17 protein-coding genes are annotated in these 18,847 nt (G+C 62.9%); 9 read left to right on the plus strand and 8 right to left on the minus strand.

The window, feature by feature from the left end:
• Positions 1-610 precede the first annotated feature (610 nt).
• Positions 611-880, plus strand: a complete 270-nt coding sequence (locus VNN55_01950; protein ID HWO56307.1) for a thermonuclease family protein — start codon at positions 611-613, stop codon at positions 878-880.
• A 64-nt stretch (positions 881-944) separates the two neighbouring features.
• Here the strand turns inward: VNN55_01950 and VNN55_01955 are convergent, their stop codons facing one another.
• From VNN55_01955 to VNN55_01980, 6 genes are all read right to left on the minus strand, one after another.
• On the minus strand, positions 945-1,436 hold the full coding sequence (locus tag VNN55_01955) for a hypothetical protein (protein HWO56308.1): 492 nt from the start codon (positions 1,434-1,436) through the stop codon (positions 945-947).
• A 268-nt stretch (positions 1,437-1,704) separates the two neighbouring features.
• Positions 1,705-1,866, minus strand: a complete 162-nt coding sequence (locus VNN55_01960) for a hypothetical protein (protein ID HWO56309.1) — start codon at positions 1,864-1,866, stop codon at positions 1,705-1,707.
• Positions 1,867-2,108: 242 nt separating this feature from the next.
• On the minus strand, positions 2,109-4,514 hold the full coding sequence (lon, locus tag VNN55_01965) for an endopeptidase La (GenBank protein ID HWO56310.1): 2,406 nt from the start codon (positions 4,512-4,514) through the stop codon (positions 2,109-2,111).
• A gap of 121 nt (positions 4,515-4,635) precedes the next feature.
• A complete protein-coding gene (locus VNN55_01970) occupies positions 4,636-6,657 on the minus strand; it encodes a tetratricopeptide repeat protein (GenBank protein ID HWO56311.1) in 2,022 nt (673 codons plus the stop codon).
• Between the two features lie 20 nt (positions 6,658-6,677).
• Positions 6,678-7,727, minus strand: coding sequence for a DUF933 domain-containing protein (locus VNN55_01975; protein HWO56312.1), 1,050 nt, complete (start codon positions 7,725-7,727; stop codon positions 6,678-6,680).
• 6 nt (positions 7,728-7,733) lie between these two features.
• Positions 7,734-8,138, minus strand: a complete 405-nt coding sequence (locus VNN55_01980; GenBank protein HWO56313.1) for a hypothetical protein — start codon at positions 8,136-8,138, stop codon at positions 7,734-7,736.
• Positions 8,139-8,278: 140 nt separating this feature from the next.
• On the opposite strand from VNN55_01980, the gene VNN55_01985 reads away from it, so the two are divergent.
• From VNN55_01985 to mnmE, 7 genes are all read left to right on the plus strand, one after another.
• A complete protein-coding gene (locus VNN55_01985; GenBank protein HWO56314.1) occupies positions 8,279-9,616 on the plus strand; it encodes a TIGR00366 family protein in 1,338 nt (445 codons plus the stop codon).
• Positions 9,617-9,675: 59 nt separating this feature from the next.
• Positions 9,676-10,422, plus strand: a complete 747-nt coding sequence (locus VNN55_01990; protein HWO56315.1) for a hypothetical protein — start codon at positions 9,676-9,678, stop codon at positions 10,420-10,422.
• Between the two features lie 181 nt (positions 10,423-10,603).
• Positions 10,604-10,753 (plus strand): 50S ribosomal protein L34, encoded by a 150-nt coding sequence (gene rpmH, locus VNN55_01995; protein ID HWO56316.1) that lies wholly within the window; start codon positions 10,604-10,606, stop codon positions 10,751-10,753.
• Positions 10,753-11,175 (plus strand): ribonuclease P protein component, encoded by a 423-nt coding sequence (gene rnpA, locus VNN55_02000; GenBank protein HWO56317.1) that lies wholly within the window; start codon positions 10,753-10,755, stop codon positions 11,173-11,175. Before rpmH ends, rnpA begins: the two co-directional genes overlap by 1 nt.
• Position 11,176: 1 nt before the next feature.
• Complete coding sequence (yidD, locus tag VNN55_02005; protein ID HWO56318.1) at positions 11,177-11,431, plus strand: membrane protein insertion efficiency factor YidD; 255 nt, start codon at positions 11,177-11,179, stop codon at positions 11,429-11,431.
• Between the two features lie 15 nt (positions 11,432-11,446).
• Positions 11,447-13,213 carry a membrane protein insertase YidC gene (gene yidC, locus VNN55_02010; protein ID HWO56319.1) on the plus strand — a complete coding sequence of 589 codons (1,767 nt, stop codon included), beginning with the start codon at positions 11,447-11,449 and terminating at the stop codon, positions 13,211-13,213.
• Positions 13,214-13,419: 206 nt separating this feature from the next.
• Complete coding sequence (gene mnmE / locus VNN55_02015; protein HWO56320.1) at positions 13,420-14,844, plus strand: tRNA uridine-5-carboxymethylaminomethyl(34) synthesis GTPase MnmE; 1,425 nt, start codon at positions 13,420-13,422, stop codon at positions 14,842-14,844.
• 2 nt (positions 14,845-14,846) lie between these two features.
• Here the strand turns inward: mnmE and VNN55_02020 are convergent, their stop codons facing one another.
• Together VNN55_02020 and VNN55_02025 are read right to left on the minus strand one after the other, a co-directional pair.
• Positions 14,847-16,310 (minus strand): hypothetical protein, encoded by a 1,464-nt coding sequence (locus VNN55_02020; protein HWO56321.1) that lies wholly within the window; start codon positions 16,308-16,310, stop codon positions 14,847-14,849.
• 31 nt (positions 16,311-16,341) lie between these two features.
• Entirely contained in the window at positions 16,342-18,015 is a 1,674-nt protein-coding gene (locus VNN55_02025) for a hypothetical protein (GenBank protein HWO56322.1), read from the minus strand.
• A gap of 142 nt (positions 18,016-18,157) precedes the next feature.
• Here VNN55_02025 and VNN55_02030 point away from each other — a divergent pair, with 142 nt between their 5' ends.
• On the plus strand, positions 18,158-18,727 hold the full coding sequence (locus VNN55_02030; protein ID HWO56323.1) for a GNAT family N-acetyltransferase: 570 nt from the start codon (positions 18,158-18,160) through the stop codon (positions 18,725-18,727).
• The last annotated feature ends 120 nt before the right edge of the window (positions 18,728-18,847 follow it).

Genomic DNA, 18,847 nt, shown 5'->3' on the forward strand with positions numbered 1-18,847 from the left:
CACGGGGGTGGAGGCGAGGTTTGTCATGGGTTTTGAGCGGTTTACACGATTCGGGACAACATTTAGTCCAAAGATAACAATTAGGTCTAATGGGCAAATTGGTTTCACTACGGGAGCGGTGGAAAAGTTTGGGATCAGGAACTATGACTTTTGCAGCCTTCACTATGATCGAGAGAGAAGACTTGTTGGTTTCCAGTTTTCCAACACAGAGGAATCAGGCGTAACTGTAAGAATCACAAAAAAATCGCAGAATTTCTTCGTGTTCGCAAAGCCTTTCCTAGAGTACTTCGACATCGATTTTTCCCGGACCACGGTCTACGCGGCCAAGTTGCAGGGTACCGGTGATCTCGTCGTGATTGATCTCAATAATCCGATCGGAACCAGAACTCGGACAAGGGGTGGAAAGGAGGCGTAATTGAGCAAAAAATGAGAGCGGGCAAGATTGTAGCAGCAATCTTGCCCGCAAGAGAATCGGACCGCTGAACCGGTATTCAATTAAACGGTCGACTCGCAGGACAAAAAGACGGGACGCCCTGCTGTCTATCAATGTAGGGACCAGCTCCTGTGAGTCAAGGCCATTAGACTTCTAACCTCACTCAAAGGAGTGAACGTGTTCAAAGTGACGAATGTGTGGGATGGGGACTCGTTCGAAGTCACACCTAAGTGGTCATCGAATGGCAACTCGGGCAATGGCGTGCGGCTGGCGGATTACAACGCCCCGGAAAAAGGGCAGCCAGGCTACGAAGGATCAAAGCGCAAGCTGGAGGGGATGATCCTAGGCAAGCTCGTGGAGTTGAAGAAGCCGCGGGCAACCGACAAATTCGGTCGCTTGGTCTGTGACGTCTTTGTCGACGGGAAGCAGATCCTGATGGCGGCGTAGCTGAGTCGAGGTCAGCGCTGGGGCGGGAATGCAAGTACGGCTCTCGCCCCAGTATCCGTTCAGCTCACTCGGTGATGCTTCTGAGAATGGCTCCCATGTCACGCTTCGTCACGAGACGGAAAAGGCAACGTCCATTGCTTCTGCTCTCCCACAACTCTCCGATGGTTTGCTTTTGCTTCGTATCCGGAGTTGCGAGGAGCATCTCTCCCTTGTACTCAACTGCCAGGCATCTCCCGTCGAGTAGCTTCGCAACGAAGTCGGGATAGAATTCGCCCGCCGGTGTTGGGAGCCAGAACGCATATTTGTCACGCTCCAGGTTCCTGACCCAGTATTCTGCGATCGGCAGCTCGTCGAGGATTCTCGCACAAGCCGCTTCTTCACCATTCTTCTCCGCTGGCCTGCCTAGATAGTGGTGTCTAGTAAATCGGATTGGTCCCTCGTAGAACTTAGACGCAGGATACTCCTCGAAGGGGAAGCTAAAACACATTTCCGGTGACACTTCCAGGTACGAATCGCTCTCGGCAAGCAACAGCTCTTGAAACTTCTGTGAGGTCAAACGTGCGCGTGATGTGCTGCAATGACTTGAGCGTCGGCTCTTCGATACCCAGAGTATTGGAGCTTTGGACTTTTTGGGGGAGAGACGCTGCCTCCGGCGTAGATAAGTTGTCTCTCAAGGACGCATCCGGCTTGTCGCAACCCCCAGAGTCATGTCGAAGGATCTGCGGCCTGTCACGCGCAGACAACAGCAGATGCCTCGCTGCGCTCGGCATGACATGAGCGGGAGAGCAGCGTGCCTTGATCACGAAGGAGCAGCGGCGTCCTGGCTACTTTTTCAATTCTGCCCGCAATCCCATCAGCATGCAGGCCAGGCCCCAGATTCCGACGATGACGCCGTAGGTCTGGCTTTTGGGGTAGTTCAGGAACACCACCTCGATGAACGCGAGGACCAGGAGCACCATCCCGATCCCGTACCAGTTCTTTCCCATTGCCCACCTCCGTGTTGTGGCCGTTTGGGTCCAGTGATGCGGAAACCTCGGAGTGCGCGGGCAACTCGGCAAGAGGAAAAACGGGCGGCCGTCGTCACAATGAGCGGCGATATGGCAGTGAATATGTCCGGTATATGGGGGTGGGAACAAAGATTCCAGGTCCCGCCAAGAGCGCGGGACCTGGAATGACGACGGTGTGGGTGTGGCGCGAGACCGGGAATGACGTGCTGGTTGCCGGGGCGCTAACGGCGGGCGCGCTTCTTCGCTCGTTTGGGCGCCGGTTTCTGCTTTACTGGCTCTAAGGCGTGACGCATCACATCGGCGACATTGGCCACCGGGATAAAGGTCACCTTCTCCTTCACTTCAGACGGTATCTCCACCAGGTCCTTCTCGTTGTCCTTTGGAATCAGGACCGTGGTGATGCCGGCGCGATAGGCCGCCAGCGATTTCTCTTTCAGTCCGCCGATCGGCTCGACCAGCCCCCTTAATGTGATCTCACCGGTCATAGACAGTCGGGGTTTTACGGGTCGTTCGGTGAACATCGATGCGATCGCCGTGGCCATGGTGATCCCGGCCGAGGGGCCATCCTTGGGGGTGGCGGCCGACGGCACATGGACATGGACGTCGTACTCATCGAACGTCTTCGGATCGATGCCTAACAGCTTGTAGTTCGAACGCACCCAGGAGAACGCGGTCTGCACCGACTCGCGCATGACCTCGCCGAGATGGCCGGTGTAGGTCAGGTTCTTCTTGCCGGGCATCTTGGTGGCCTCAACCCAGATGATGTCGCCGCCGGCCGAGGTCCAGGCCAGCCCCGGGACCACCCCGATCTGGCCGGTGCGCGAGACAAACTCGGGGATGTACTTCACCGGGCCGAGGTAGTTGGGCAGATCCTTGCCGTGGACGGTGGTCTTGCCGCGTTTGCCGGTGGCCACCTTGCGCGCCACCTTGCGGCAGACCGTGGCGATCTCGCGGTTGAGATTGCGCACGCCCGATTCGCGGGTGTAGTCGCGCAGGATGCGCGCCAGCGCCTCGTCGGTGATCGACAGGTGCGAGGGCTTCAGGCCGTGGTTCTCGCGCTCGCGCGCCAACAGGTAGCGTTTGGCGATCTGAATCTTCTCCAGATCGGTGTACCCCGGCATCTCGATGACTTCCATGCGGTCGCGCAGGACCGAGGGAATCGGGTAGAGCAAATTGGCGGTGGTGATGAACATCACCGACGACAGATCGAAGCCGACGTCGAGGTAGTGATCCGAGAACATGTTGTTCTGTTCCGGATCGAGCACTTCGAGCAGCGCCGAGGCCGGGTCGCCGCGGAAATCGGCGCCCAGCTTATCGATCTCATCGAGCATGAAGACCGGGTTCCTCGAGCCGGCGCGTCGCAGACCCTGGATGATCCGTCCGGGGAGCGCGCCGATGTAGGTGCGCCGGTGCCCGCGGATTTCGGCCTCGTCGCGCATGCCACCCAGCGAGACGCGCTCGAATTTGCGGCCCATGGCGCGGGCGATCGAACGCCCCAGCGAGGTCTTGCCGACACCCGGCGGGCCGACGAAGCAGAGGATCGGGCCTTTCACCGAGTCCTTCAGTTTGCGCACCGCGAGGAATTCGAGGATGCGGTCCTTGACCTTCTCGAGGCCGTAATGGTCCTCGTCGAGCACCGCCTGCGCGTGCTTAATGTCGAGGTTGTCGTCGGTCCGCTTGTCCCAGGGCAGCGAGACCAGCCAGTCGATGTAGGTGCGGGTGACGGTGTACTCGGCCGAGGCGGTGTTCATGCGTTCGAGGCGATCGAGCTCCTTTTCGGCCGCCTCGCGCGCCTGGTCGGTCATGTGCGCGTCGATGATCTTCTGACGGAACTCCTCGACATCGCGCGCATGGTCGTCCTGCTCGCCCAACTCCTTCTGGATCGCCTTCAATTGTTCGCGCAGGATGTATTCCTTCTGCATCTTCCCCATCTCGGAGGCGGCCTGCGACTGGATCTTGCGCGACAGTTCGAGGACCTCGATCTCCTTGTTCAGATGGGCGGTGACCTTCTCGAGGCGGGACAGGATGTCGAGCGTCTCGAGGATTTCCTGCTTCTGCGCGGTGTTGATGTTGATGTTGGCGGCGATCAAGTCGGCGAGTTTCCCCGGCTCCTCGGTGTTCATCGCCGTGACCTGCAACTCCTCCGACAGGTTGGGCGACAGATCGACCGCCTTCTTCACCAACTCGACGGTGTTGCGCATGGCGGCCTCGATCGGCACGCCGCGGCTGGTGTCGTCGTCATGGGTGATGATGCGCGCGACGATGAACGGCGACTCGCGCACCACTTCGGTGATCGAGAACCGCGTCATCCCCTGCACCAGGCAGCGCACCGAACCGTCGGGGAAACGCAGCATCTTCAGGATCGAACCGACCGTACCGAAGCGATAGAGCCCGTCGACATCAGGGTCATTCTGATCGGGATTGCGCTGCGCCATCAGGCCGATGAGACGGCCGCGCATCAGGGTCTGGTCGATGAGACGGGCATATTTCTGCTCGGTGATCAGAAGCGGTGACACCATGCCGGGAAAGACCACCGTGCCCTTGGTGGGCAGAATCGGCAGTTGATCGAGTTCGGCGGTGGGCACGCCGCCATTTTTGGGTGGTGCTTCGGTGGCGATAATGGCCATGGATTTGTCCCTCGCAGGCGTCGGCCGTCGTCCCCGTCGTGGCGGGGTCCGCATATACATTATATGTCGGACTGGCCGGTCTGTGCGTTTAACAACCGGGCAGACGTCGGGTTCCCCCGCCTCATGGCACTGTGTCAGACATCCGGCTGAGAGAATCAAGCAGCATTTGTGCCGCCGGGTGGCGATCGCCCGGGGCAGTCAGCGCTTCATACCGCTCCAGGCAGCGACGCGCGTCGGCCAGTTTATGCCCATTGAGGGCGACTCGGGCGGCATTCAGCCAGGCCACCGGCTCATCGGGGGTCAGCCGCAAGGCCAGCGTGATGGCGGACTCGGCTTCCGTCTGCTGATTCAACTCCAAGGCGCAGACGGCGATGGCGTTGAGGATGCCGGCGTCGTTCGGGTTCAGTTGCGCGGCGCGACGCAGAACCGGCAACGCCTCGGCGGGTTTGCCGGAGGCCAAAAGCGCGGCGCCATAACGGTAGAGGTAGGTTGGGTTGGCGGCATCCAAACGTGCCGCCGCCTCGGCGTGCGGCAACGCCTCGGCATGCTGTCCGATGTCGCCATATGTCAAGGAGAGCCCATAGTGGGCGGCGGCATTAACCGAGTCGTGCTCGAGCACGGTGGTGTACCAGTGAATCGCCTCGGTGTATCGCCGCAGGTTGTAGTAGGCGGCGGCGATGTTGAGCCGGTAGCGGGTGTTCTCGCTTACGGCCAGCGCGGCGCGGTAGTGACGCAGCGCGCCCTCGTAGTCGCCGGCACGCCGGTAATGCTGCGCGAGAATCTCGTGGCCGTAGTCGGAGCGCGAGTCATCCAACTCGAGGAGCGCCTCAAATCGGCGCCGTTCGGCGTTGCCGTCGGCCGAGAATGACAGCCACAACGACGCCGAGACGATTGCGATCACCATGGCGCCGTGACGCAAGGGGCCGGACAGACGGTTAAATGCCAGCGCGATTCCTGTCAGCGCCGGCGCGCAGAGAAGCGCATAGAGGTCCCAGTCACGCGCCCAGCCCAGTTTCGGATCGATCACGAATCCGGCCAGGATCGGCAACCCGGCGGCCAGCAGCCAGAAGCCGAGCGCGCTTGTGGATGGACGCGCCGCGCGCTGCCGCGCCGCGCCGCCATGGCGCAGGAGCCACGCCGGGCCAACCACCAGAAACGCCGGAGCCAGGAGAAACCAGGCGTTGAGTGTGTCGAGCAGATGCGCGGCGGAAAACAGCCCATACTCGTGCGGCGGTTCGGAGACCAGGGTCATGAAGAAATGCCCGCCGGAGACTCCGGTCAGCTCCACCTGGAACCAATAGAACGCGCCGATCACTCCGCCGCCGAACAGCAACGCGATCGCGGCAAACGCCCAGGCGGCGCGTTGTCCCCAGCGGATTGCCCCTGCGTCATCGCGCAGCAAGACCCACAAAGTCGCCGGAATCAGCAGGACCGCCGTCACATGCGACAGGACGGCGAGTATCCAGAATGCGATCACCCATCCGGCGCCGAGGCGACGATGCCAATACCCCCAGGCGGCCAATGTCCAGGCGACAAAGAAGACGAACGCCGGGGTGTAGGTTTCGATGTAGCCGGCGAACAGACGCACCGCGCCGAAACTCAACAGCCAGAAAATCACGCCGCGCTGCTGTTCGCCGAGCGCGCGCGGGATCAGCCGCCACAGAAGCGCAACGAAGGCGATGGCGGAGATGACTGACACCAAACGCAACGCGTCGTAGCCATCAAGCCCCCACGACGGCGGCAGGAAACGCACCATGGCGCCGGCCAACGCGGTCGGCAGGATCTCCGACGGCAACGCCCGGACGGCCTTCATCGCATCCATCGCGCGCAGGGTGCCATCGCCGAGAAAGGCTTCCTCGGCGCGCAAAAGCCAGGCGCCGGCGGCGGTGAGGAACAAGGCCGCGGCAAACGGGACGCGAGGTTCGCTGGTCGATGGACGGGTGATGGCTACAAAGGCGATGCCCGCCAGCAGCAGGATGAAGAAGCCGATGCGGATTTCCGGGGCCGCAAAGGCCAGCAGATTGACTCCCCACCAGCGCTCATAGGGCGCCGAACCGGCCAGGAGCATGAGGACACCCCAGACGACCAGCGCCACCAGGGCGGCGCGGCGATCACGGGCGAACTCGGAGATGGGGCCGGACATCGGGGTCGATCAGCGGAAGCTCAGACGTTGAATCGGAAGAGGATGTAGTCGCCATCGACCACGACATACTCCTTGCCTTCCAGGCGCGACTTCCCGGCCTTCTTCGCCGCGGCCAGCGAGCCGAGCGCGAGCAGATCGTCGACCGGGGTCACTTCGGCGCGAATGAAGCCCTGCTCAAAATCAGAGTGGATAACGCCGGCCGCCTCGGGCGCGGTCGCGCCGCGACGCACCGTCCAGGCGTGCACATCCTTCTCCGACCCGCCGGTGAAGAATGTGATGAGGCCCAGCAGTGAATAACAGGCGGCGATCATGCCATTGAGCGCCGAGACCGAGAGTTGATAGTCGGACATGAAAGCGGCGCGGTCGGCGGGATCGAGGGTGGCGAGCTCGGCTTCGAGTTTGCCGCGGACGATGTGCACCGCCGCGTGCGGCCCAAGCTGAAGCGCGGCGGCCCACTCCTCGGCCGTCTTCGCCGAGCCATCGTCGCCGGCGTTAATCAGCGCCATCACCGGCATGCCGGAGACAAAACCGAAACCGCGGATGAGCTTGTTCTCGGCGGCGGAGACGGGCACCATGCGAATCGGCTGCCCCTCCTCGAGCGCCTTCTGGCAGCGCAACAGCACATCGTACTCGAGCTTGTTGTCCATCCGTCCCGACTCGATTTCCTTGGCCAGACGCGCCGTTCGCTTTTCGACCACGGCCAGATCGGCGAGGATCAGCTCGTCGGCGATTGTGTGCCAGTCCCTCACCGGATCGGCCTTGTCGCCGAACTCGCGCAGCACGACCACTAGCATGTCGAGGTCGCGGATCGCCGGCGGCAACAACTGCACTTCACTGGCGTCGCCGGTGAGCGCCGGGAAATCGATGTATTCGATCTCGGCGCTGACCTTCTTCGGCGGCTGGAAGAGGGCAAAGAGGCGGTCAAGCCGCTCGTCGGGGACCTTGACCATGATGCGACGGACGTCCTCGCGCCCGAGGTAGGCGTCGACATCGGCGTTGGCGCCGGCGACGGCGTTGTAGATGGTCGTCTTGCCCGACTTGCTGTGTCCGATGATGCCGACTTTGAGCATGGTGTCCTACTGGGTCTTTTCCTCGGCGGTGGGATAGAAGCGTCGCGCGGGGATGGTCGGGTCGATGTTGTAGATTTTGCACTGCCGTTGAATCACGGCCAGATGCCCCAGGCCCGCCTCGAGGGCGCGGCGGAGTGTGCGGCGGATCTGCTCGGAGATGTTTCCCAGTTTATACCGCTCCTTGATCGTGATCAACGCCAGCACCTCCGGGTCCTCGTGCAGGCCGCTGGGAGTGGCTTTGGGTTGGAAGCCCATCTGCTTCTGCGAGGCGACGATTTGCGCGGTGAAATCGTCGATGGCGCGCGAAACCTTCAGTTTCTTGGCCGCCAATTCGCCCAGATCCTGCAGGATGGTCATCTGTTCGTCGGTCAGACCGGCGATCACCTCATCAGTGAGTTGGAGATTCTCCATGGCGTGCTCCCTTCGGCTCCGACGTGCCCCGTCAAGATACGCCAGCGCCGCGGTCGAATCCAACGCGGCCGCGAGATTTTTCGGTCGGCGGCGCGGCGATTGGCGGTTGCGAAGCGACGCGGGGGCGCCATCTTTCCGGCATGTCGATTCTGGAGCGCGCCGCCGAAGGATTGACCCGCTGGTCGATCCGCTGGATCCCCAACTCGTTTATCATTGCCTGTCTGCTGACGCTGATTGTCCTGGCCGCGGCGATGGCCCTGACGGGCGCGTCGCTGCCCGCCTGCATCGGCTACTGGGGCGACGGCTTCTGGTCGCTATTGTCGTTCGGCATGCAGATGTGCCTGGTGGTGTTCACCGGGTACGTGGTGGCGGTCTCCCCGCCGGTGCGCCGGCTCTTGCGGATGGTGGCGCGGATTCCCCGCGGTCCGAAATCGGCGATCGCGGCGATGACGGTGATCTCGCTTCTGCTCTCTTGGTTTCATTGGGGACTGTCGATCGTCGGCGCGGCGTTGATGGTGCGGTTCATCGCCGCCGAACGCCGCGATGTCGACTATCGTCTGCTGGTGGCCTGCGCCTATCTCGGCATGGGCTGCACCTGGCACGCTGGCTTGTCCGCATCGGCGCCGCTTCTGGTCGCCACCCCGGGGCACTTTCTAGAACAGCAGATGGGGCTCATCCCGGTCACCGAGACCATCTTCTCGCCGTTCAACCTGATCCTGGTGGGGGTGGTCTTTCTGTTTCTGACGGTGTTTACGCCGCTGCTGCACCCCCGTCGGGAGAGGACGGTCGCGATCGATCCGCAACTGCTGGCGGGGTTCGAGGACTTCGGGACACCGGCGCGTCCGCAGACGCCGACGCCGTCGGAGCGGCTGGAGCACTCCTACTTGATGAACGCGATCTTCGGGCTGCTCGGGCTGGCGTGGGTGATCGGGCATTTCGTCGTCCGCCGCGGGGCGCTGACGCTCGACGCCTTCAACTTCATCGCGTTGTTTGTCGGGATTCTGTTGCATCCGAGCACGGCCTCGTTTCTGCGCGCGGCCGCCGAGGGCGGCAAACTGCTCTGGGGGATTGTGGCGCAGTTTCCCTTCTATGCCGGCATGTACGGCATCATCAAGTCGTCCGGGTTGACCGAGACATTGGCCAACGCGCTGGTCGCGGTGGCCAGCGAGCGGACCTATCCGGCAATCGTTTATTGGTACTCGGGGATCGTGAATTACTTCGTCCCGTCGGGGGGGTCGAAGTGGGCGATCGAAGCGCCCTACATCATGGAGGCGGCCAAAACGCTGCATGTGGCGGCGCCCAAGGCCGTGGTCGCCTACGCCTGGGGGGACATGGCCACCGATCTGATCCAACCCTTCTGGGCCTTGCCGCTTCTGTCGGTTGCCAAACTCGACTTCAAGGACATCATGGGGTATGAGATCATCATCTTTGGCGCCTATGCGTTGATCGTGACCTGCGCCTTCCTGTTCTTCATTTAAGCGTCGGCCGCATGCACAGCCGCCGCTGATTTCCGGCCGGCAATGCGTATCATAGGCGTATGCGACGCGGTCCCTCCCGTGATCCCGCCGACCAGCGGGGGCAACACACCGGCAGTTCGCTTCTGCATCCGGGGCCGGATGTCGTGCCGCTGAAGAAAGACTGGGTGGCGCGCACGGTCCTGCTGCTGGCGCTGGCGCTCCTGGCGCTGTCGGCCTTCGGCGTCTGGCTGCGGTTTCGTCCGGTGCCCTATGAGACCAGTCGCTGGCTGCGCTCGAACAGTTTCGACCGCGGACGGATGCTCTCCTCGCTTCTGGGCCAGACCAATTTTGTCGGATTCCCGCGTGCCGATGTCGAGCACTACATCGGCCCGGCCGATTACGATGAACGTCAGATCTGGTATGACCTCGGCCCGGCCGACACCGGCGCGACACGGGAGGCGCGCGCCGCGGTCGGCGACCCGTCGCGATTGTATGCCGTCTTCCGCCATGATCCGGTCGGGGGCGTGATCGAACTCAACTACAGTTATCGCCGTCCCACCCTGGGCTCGGCGCCGTTTGATTCGACCGTCTGGTTTGGCGACGACCGGGCGGCGCGGCGTGCGATTTTCACCCGCGCGCTCGCGCGGCTGCGCGGCATGGGATTTACGATCGACGCGATCGAGTCTCTATTGGGTCCGCCTGATGGATCCCGCGTGCGCGGACACTACCAAGTGGGACTGGGTGGGGCGCTGATCGGCTCACAAAAAGCGCTGGTTCTCGATTATGATGCCAGCGATCGCGTGGTGACATCGGCCGTCGTTGATTAGTGTGTATGTAGCACGCTAAATCATTAGTGGATAGTGTATTGCGATTAGCAGGCGAATCCATGTGGCCTCAGGGCGATCGCAGGCATTTGGATTGTCCGATTGGATTCGGCAGTTGCGACTTGATCCGTGAGGAAAAAGGCCTATCTTAGCAAATCTTGGCTTTGCTTGATGAAAGGATCAGATGAAGCGGACATTTCAACCATCGAATCGGAAGAAGCTCAACGACCACGGGTTCCGTAAGCGCATGTCGACCCGCGATGGTCGCGAGGTTTTGAAGCGTCGTCGCGCCAAGGGCCGCAAGCGTTTGACCGTGCAAGCCTCCGGCAAGTAATGGTCGATCCATTGAACGCAGCGTTCCCCACCAGCGGCCACCCGTTTCGCTTCCCTCGTCAGTTTCGGCTGAAAAGCCCCCACATCATCCGTGCGATCATGCAAGATGGCACGTCGCACCGGCGGCGGTGGGATGCTTTTCGTCTGATCTGGCCGTCGCGGAGCGAGGCAACGGCCGATGCCACGCCGCGTTTTGCCTTTGTCATTTCACGCGACGCCGGTCCGGCGGTGGTGCGCAATCGCATCAAGCGCCGTCTGCGTGAGGCGGTGCGTCTGGCGAAGTCCTCCTGGCCTGCTGCGTCGGTGCCGATCATCCTGCGCATTAACAGCGATCGCGCCGCGCAACTTCCCTTCGCCGCATTGCAGTCACAAGTTCATCAGGCGTTGGCGGACGTCAAACGACATCTGCCCGGGAGCGGCTGAGATGACCGCTTCCCGCCGCCGGCTGGCCGAGCGCGCGCTGGTCGGCATTCTGATCTTCATGGTGCGCGCCTATCAACTGCTGATCGCGCCGTTGTGGGTCGGCGGGTGCCGTCATTATCCTTCCTGCTCGGCCTACGCGGTTGAAGCATTGCAAGCGCATGGGGCAAAACGTGGTACGCGGATGGCCATCGGACGGCTCCTCCGCTGCCGGCCGGGCGGCACCTATGGCTACGATCCGGTGGAGCATGTTAAGTAACTGAATGGAAACAGGATGAGTCAGCAAACCCAGCCATTCGACTCCAAGTCATTCCTCGCCTTTGGCGTGCTTCTGGCCTTGGTGCTCCTGCTACCGATCTACTGGGAGTGGATCGGATACAACCCGGCTTCCGCCCCGCCGAAGCAGGAAGCCACCGATTCATCTTTAGTTGCCGAGCCGGTCGCTGGGACAGACAAGTCAATATCAATAGATTCAGCAAGTTATGGTGCTACCGATACGGCGATTGTCGGGCGATTTGCCGTGCCGGAGGGCTGGACGGAGCAGTTTGTCGTTGTCTCGACGCCCAAGTATGATGCCATCTTCTCGACCCGCGGCGCACGCCTGGTCAACTTGGTGCTGAAGAACTTCACCTACACCGACGCGGCACGCCGCGGCCAGCCCTTGGTCCTGCTCGATTCGATCGATGCGGCGGCGGGCATCGGCCCGCGTTTCCGTTTTGCCAACGAACAAATCGACCTGTCGCAGTCGGCCTTCACCGCCGATCAGAATGCGATCACCCTCTCCGGAGCCGATTCGGCGACGGTGCGGTTTACCGCGCAGTCTCCCGCCGGCGCCGTCTGGACCATCGCCTACACGTTCTTTGCCGATCGGTATGACTTCACCACCCGCCTGGCGATTCCCGAGCCGTGGAAGGATGGTGTCGAGCGCGAGTTGTATTTCGGCTGGCAGGGCGGCCTCTGGCCGACCGAGCCCGATGTCGAGGGGGACAACGCCGACTTCGCCGCCATCGCGCTCATGGGCGACAAGGATCTCGAGAAGGTCGGCGGGGTCGATCGCGAAAATCCGGTGACCAATTTCGGCGGATTGACCCGCTGGGCGGCGGTGCGCACCAAGTATTTCGTCAGCGCCACCATCCCGCGTTCGCATGAAGGCGAGGCCTTCCGGGTCGAGGCGACGGAGCGTCCCTTCTTCTTCGACGGGGTCCGTCACACGATCAAGGCCTTCTCCGCCTCGGTGCGCACGCAACTGCGCGCCGGCGAGCCGATCGATCAGACCTTCTCGGTCTACATCGGCCCGATCGACTACGACCTGCTGAAGTCCTACAAACTCGGGCTGGAGGAGATGGTCGATCTTGGCTGGCGCTGGATCGTGCGGCCCTTCTCGCTGCTGTTCCTCTGGCTCTTCCAGATGCTCTACGCGGTCTTTTCCAATTACGGCGTGGTCATCATCGTCTTCGCCCTCATCATCAAGGCGATCTTCCATCCGCTGACCAAAAAGCAGGTCCTCTCGATGCGGAAGATGCAGGCGCTGGCGCCGAAGATGGAGAAGCTCAAGGAGCGCTTCAAATCCGATCCGGCGCGGATGAACCAGGAGATGATGAAGCTCTACAAGGAGGCCGGGATCAATCCGCTGTCCGGCTGCCTGCCGCTATTGCCGCAGTTGCCGATCTTCTATGCCCTCTTCCAGGTCTTCCGCACCACCATCGAGCTGCGCGGGGCGCCGTTTGCCGGCTGGCTCACCGATCTGTCGCAGAAGGATCCATACTACATCCTGCCGATCATCATGACCGTCAGCATGTTCGTGCAGCAGAAACTCTCCAGCAGCGATCCGAAGCAGAAGATGCTTTTGTATCTCATGCCGCTGATCTTCGGCTTCATGTTCCGCAACTTCCCGGCGGGGCTCACGCTCTACTGGACGATGTTCAACATTTTCTCGATCGTCGAGCAGGTCTGGCTGATCGGCCACCCGTCGAAAGACAACGGCATCTCCGCCGATGGCGAAGTCGGCACCGGGAAGATCATCAGCGCGAAGACGACCTGAAGTGACAGCCTGCCCTGACCACGGTCACGGCAGGCTCACTCCGACATCGGAACGCGCGCCGTAGGCGGTGGGCGCGTGTGTCCTTGTTAGACAGCTGCATAATGGCTGCCCGTTTGTGCGAGCCCTGACCGAGGTTAAGGGCCACGCCTCGCGACGGTGTCCTCCCGGACACGAAATCGGGTGTTAGCTTTGCGTATATTCCCCGTATGTCAGTCCCAACGCGCATCGATCTGGCCGCGACCATTGTCGCCATCGCCACGCCCATCGGACGGGGCGGACTGGGAGTGATCCGGCTTTCGGGCAATGACGCACTGACGATTGCCGATCGGGTGTTTCGCGCCACGACCGGAACGCGTCTGCTCGATGCGGCCGGGTATACGGTTCACTACGGGCGGGCGGTCGATCCAGGGTCCGGCATTGTCATCGACGAAGCATTGGCCACGGTCTTCCGCAAGCCGCACTCCTACACCGGCGAAGACTCTGTCGAATTCTCCACCCATGGCGGGCCGGTGGTGATGCGCCGGCTGCTGGCCGTGCTGCTTTCGCATGGCGCGGTGATGGCCCAGCCGGGGGAGTTCACCCTGCGCGCCTTCCTCAATGGCCGCATCGATTTGACCGAGGCCGAAGCGGTCGCCGATCTGATCGATGCCAAGACCAGCGAGTCGGCCGCCGCCGCGCTGGCGCAATTGCAGGGGGCATTGCACGAGGAGATTGCCGCGCTGCGCGCCGAACTGGTGGCGGCGCTGGCGCGTCTGGAGATGGGCATCGACTTCACCGAAGAGGACCTGCCGCCGGAGGAATTGGCGTCGGTTCGGCAGCGTCTGCATCGCGTCGACGAGCGCATCGTCCATCTGCTGGCCGGCTACCAACGCGGGCGCATTCTGCGCGATGGATTTGTAGTCGTGCTGGCCGGTCCGCCGAATGTCGGCAAGTCGACGTTGTTCAACCGGCTGGCGCAGGACGAGCGCGCCATCGTCACCGACATCCCCGGCACCACCCGCGACATCCTGCGCGAATACATCAATCTTGATGGCTGGCCGGTCTGTCTGGTCGACACCGCCGGCATCCGTGAAGCGACCGATCTGGTCGAGAAGATCGGCGTGGAGCGCTCGGAAGGGGCCATCCGTTCGGCCGATGCGGTGATCTGGCTGGTGGACGCCGGCGTCGATTGGGCTGCGCAGAAGCCGCCGGCCTCGTTCCATGATCTTCCCATTCCCTGGCTGGTGGCGGTGAACAAGCTGGACACCGCCGTCGATCCGGATGGCGCGGTGCGCGAGATCGCGGCGCATCACGCGCCGACCTTCCGACGGATTCCCGCAGTCAGCGGCCTGTCGGCGCGCTCTGGCGACGGGCTGGATCAGTTGATCGCGGTGATCAAGCAATGGATCGACCAGCGCGGCATCGGCGGCAATGAGGCGGCGATAGCGATCAACGACCGCCACCGCGCCGCGCTCCTGCGCGCCCGGGACTGCGTCCAACAATCGTTGCAGGCCATCGAGACCGACGGCACCCCCGAGCTGGCCGCCTTCGAAACCCGCAACGCCGCGGTCGCCCTGGGCGAGATCATCGGCGAGACGACCAGCGAAGATGTGCTGGCGCACATCTTCGCCGGTTTCTGCATTGGAAAATAGCGCTAGTCCTGCGGCGGCATCGCCGGCTCGGGCGACGGTCCTTCCTCGATGGAATTCGGGCCGGGGGTGACGCCGATGGCCACGGTCCCCACCGGCGCCTGCACGAGCATCGCCTTGGTGATGGTGATGACATCGGAGTAAGTGCCGCGCACCACGCTCAACACGCCGTTGGCCGGGACCAACGTGACCCCCGACGTCACATTGTTGGTCGGGAAGAACATCGAGCCGACCAGGTTGCTGGGCTCGGGGTGGCCGATGTCGACGTAGATCGTGTTGACGCTCGGGAAGTCGTTGACGAACTGCTCAAACTCATCGCGCTCAAACGAAGTCCCGGAATTGGCGCCGGAACCATCGGACTGGCAGCCGCCGTTGGTGTGCACGCCGATGGCCAGGTTGTTGCTTTCGCGAATGACCGGGCTGCCGGAGTTGGCCGGCTCGGTGTCGGTCTGGTAGGAGTGCCACCAGGCCGATCCACTGGACCCTTCGCCCTGATAGGGTCCGGTCGCGGTCTGCAGTGTTCCGTGGTTGCTGTTGCGGTTGCCGGTGGTTCCGGGTGGGGTGTTGTCGCGTCCGCAGCCGGTGATGCGAATCGTGGCGCCGTCGGCCGGTGTCGCGCGCGAGAGCCGGAAGAACGCGTTCTGCGCCAACGCCGGCATCAGCCCGGTGTTGGCGTTGGCGCCGACGGCGAAGACGCACCAGTCATCGCCCAACGGCCCCACGCCCTCGCCGGGGAATTGCCAGGCGGTGTAGGCGCCGGTGATCGGGTACTGATCCTCGGGCGCGGCGGCCACCGGCGTGCCGCTGGGTGTCGATTGCGGAATGTTGAATTCGACCACGCCGCTGATGTCGGCGACGCCATCGGGCACCATCGGTCCGCTGTCATCGGGATCGAAATCGCAGCAATGCCCCGCGGTGATGAAGGACGCGTTGGCCGTGATCCAGGCGGTGCACCCGTAGAAGAACAACCGCCCGACGCGCGCGTCGGTGGAGGCCACCCGGCTGTCGCTGCCGCAGAGCGTCTTGATTGTCTTTAAGTCATCGTTGCCGAAAAACTCCCCCACGATCGCTTGTGTGACATCGACAAAGACACCGGTGTCTCCGACCGCGGTGTACAGTGTCAGCTCCACCGCATCGCCGTTGAAGACCGCGCTCTGGAGGCCCCATTCCTTTAATGTGGCGGCGTTGTGCCGCTGGACGGCGCCGTCGAGCAGGGACCGCAGCGTGATGTGGCTGCGTTCGCCGAGGTGCGCGGCGCCGATACGCAATTGCAGCCACGCGGCGCCTTTGATTTGAATCGTCTCGCGAAAAGCGACCTGTTCCTCCCCGCCCTTGTTGGAGATTGTCCCGGAGTAGACCGCCAGATCCTGTTTGTGATACTTCGGCGGATCGAGGATCTCCGCCCGCACCGCCGGCGCCGAAAGCAGCATCGCTGCCAGCGCCATGGTGGCCGCGCGCCTTGTCCGCATCGATGGTCTCATTGTCGGCCTCCCGTTGCTCCTACTGCAGGTTGACGAGGACCAGGACCAGCCCTTGTCCCGATGAGAGCCGTGTCATCGCCTTGCCGATGATGGCGCCGTGCGCGCGGTCATAATCGTCGGCGCACATGGCATGGCCGGGGCGATCGGCGGTGGTGAGCAAATCGCCGATCTCGATCGGGCCGACGTCGGCGTCGGCGAGGACGTAAACACGACCAGTCAACGCCACCGGATGATGGCCGTCGGCGCTGGTGCCCTCCTGGCGCATCAGCATGCCGGGGATGACGCCGCCCGCGCCGCTGATGATGCCGGCGACCGCACGGCAGTATCCGCCTTCGGAGACGGCCAGCTCGCCGGGGTGATTTGGATCGATGCAGACCACTGCGCCGGGCACCGGCGCCATCCCCGACGGGCTCGGGTTGATGTCGAATTGCTCGGAGAGATCGGCGCCGCCGGTGATTTCCAGCACCTGTGTGGTTACGCGTCCCGGGCCGTTGCCGGGGGAGGCATCCATGTTAATGGTCACGTTGCCGGCGCCGTCGCGCAGTTCGATCTGCGCGCCGTTGCCCGCCGCCTCGGCGGCGATGATATCGACCGTGCGGGTGCCGTCATCGTCATACAAGGACAAACGCCCGGCGCCGACCGTGCCGTTGAACAGGCCGTCGGTGGTCAGGATGGCGCGCGTGGACTGGGTGGAATCGTAGAGCCGGATGGTGCCGTGGTTGTTTTCGTCGGCGTCCAGTTCGATCGTCTGGCGACCGTTGCTGTTGTAGAAATTCGCGCCACCACCCCCGCCGCCGCCGAAGGCGTCGAGCATGACCGTATTGCGCGTCCCGTCGCCGAGCGTGAACACTGCCCCGCCGTCGCCGGCGTCGGCGTCGAGATCGATGTTGACCCGCGAGGGCGTGTTCAGTTGGAGCATGCCGCTGTTGCCGTCATTGGCGTCGACCACCACGCCCAGCGTGGCGCCGCTGTAGTACATCTGGATAAACCCGCCATTGCCGGTGGCGGTGCTGCCGAGAGTCGTGGTCGGGTTGCCGAGTTCGTCGTAGGTGCGCAGAATGCCGCCGCCGGAACCGTTGCGAACCAGACTGACGAAGACATCGCCGTCGATGTTCTCGACCAGTTCGATGGCGTTATACGCTTCGACCTGTCCGATCTCGCCGTTGAGTTTGACACGCGGGAAGGTGGTGCCGTCGCGGACGATGACGTTGCCCGGGTCGCCGAGATCGCCGATGTAGACGTCGCTGTGCACGCGAATGTCGCCGAAGATGTCGCCGCCGCTGGCGTTGTCGACGGTCGTGATGCGATGGGAGTAGGGCGTCGTGATCATCTGCACCCGCGGCAGGACCACCCCCGACTCGACATGCTGCACCTCCAGCCACTGCTCGCCGGCCGAGAACACCGACTCACCCAAGGGGTGGGTTTCGCCCAGTCGCGCGTTCCAGAGGCCGTTGGCATCGAGCGTGACCACATGCTGTTCCTGTCCCACCACCTGCGGCCAGATTTCACGCGTGTCGGTCGGAGAAGGAAAGATCTTGAAGATGAGCGTGGCGGTTCCCGCCGCCAACGGCGCGCCGTTGGCGTCGGTCAGACGACCCTGCACATGAATCAGGGTGGGCACTGCGGCTTGGACGCCGGCTGTCATCGGCAGGCCGACGAGCCCCAGGACAACGAGCAGGAATTTGGGACGCATGGACAGACTCCTCCGCAGGGGGTGCGCGTGCTAAATTGTCAGAATCTTCGGGGCAGGACCCTCGAAGCGAGAACAGGATCAACATACAGGATGGATTTTCTCCGGAAAACAGAAATCGCATCCCCGGACGGGGAGGAGCGCCATGGGGCTATCGATCCGGACTTTGCCTGAAGGGTTCCCGCGGCTGGAGACCACGCGCCTGTTGTTGCGCGCCTTCGAGTTGGCCGATGCGTCCCGCGTGAAACTGCTGGCCGGCGACCGGGCCGTGGCTGCCACCACCGCCCGCATTCCGCACCCCTATCCCGACGGTGAAGCCGAGCGCTGGATCGCCACGCATGCCATCGCATTCGCCGAGGGGCGGGGGGTGAACCTGGCGATTGTGCGCCGTGGGGACGATCTGCTGGTGGGCAGCATCGGGCTTGAGATCCAGCCGTGGCATGGGCGCGCGGAAGTCGGTTATTGGATCGGCCGTGAGTTCTGGGGGCAGGGGTATGCCACCGAGGCGTTGCGCGCGGTGCTTGACTATGGGTTTGGACGCGGACTGCGCCGCATCTGGGCGGAGCATTTCGCCACCAATCCGGCCTCGGGACGAGTCCTGCAAAAGGCGGGGATGCGCCACGAGGGCACGCTGCGTCAGCACATGCTCAAGTGGGGCGAGCCGATGGACTGCGAAGTCTATGGTCTGCTGGCGGAGGAGTTTCGTCGGGAGTAATCGACCTTCCCCGCCTCACCTGTCGGCGCGCGGTTGGGGATTCCCATCCACAATCGCTGATTTCCTCAGCCTGACAATACTTTTATTCCTGGTCAAATCCGACTTGAGAAGCGGGATTTG

It is taken from the genome of bacterium (genome assembly GCA_035559435.1).
Lineage (GTDB): Bacteria > Zixibacteria > MSB-5A5 > WJJR01 > WJJR01 > JACQFV01.